The organism is Campylobacter sp. 2018MI10 (genome assembly GCF_018501175.1).
In the GTDB taxonomy this organism is placed as follows: domain Bacteria; phylum Campylobacterota; class Campylobacteria; order Campylobacterales; family Campylobacteraceae; genus Campylobacter_E.
Genome location: NZ_JAHCZD010000105.1, coordinates 1 through 422, shown reverse-complemented (window position 1 = coordinate 422; position 422 = coordinate 1). Strand labels below are relative to the sequence as shown.

2 protein-coding genes are annotated in these 422 nt (G+C 35.3%); both read right to left on the bottom strand.

Annotation, left to right across the window (positions count from 1 at the left end; genetic code table 11):
- Positions 1 to 214: uS5 family small ribosomal subunit protein (locus KJR01_RS09880; RefSeq protein WP_502756457.1), on the bottom strand; the 214-nt coding region annotated here is incomplete at its 3' end.
- Positions 215 to 225: 11 nt separating this feature from the next.
- On the bottom strand, positions 226 to 422 hold a 197-nt coding region (locus KJR01_RS09875; protein WP_284467028.1), incomplete at its 5' end, for a 50S ribosomal protein L18.

Genomic DNA, 422 nt, shown 5'->3' with positions numbered 1-422 from the left:
CTTCAACGATATTTTTAAACGCATCGTAAACAGCTTTACGGATGGCATCTGGAACTTCCTTAGCCTTACCATAACCAACACCTACTAAACCTTTGCGGTTTCCAACGATAACTAAAGCAGTAAATCTAAATCTTCTACCACCTTTAACAACCTTTGTAACTCTACCGATATCAACAATTACTTCTTCAAATTCTTCTCTATTATATTTTTCCATCGATTTACCCCTTATAGCCTAATGCCATTTTCTCTTAAAGATTCAGCCAATGCTGCGATAACACCATGATATACATAACCATTTCTATCAAAAACAGCTTGTTCTATCTTTTTAGCTTTTAAAGTTTTAGCAAATTCAGCAGCGATTTTTTTAGCACCTTCTTTATTTGCTTTAACGCCAAGTTTGCGTCCATCAACTGCTGCTAAAG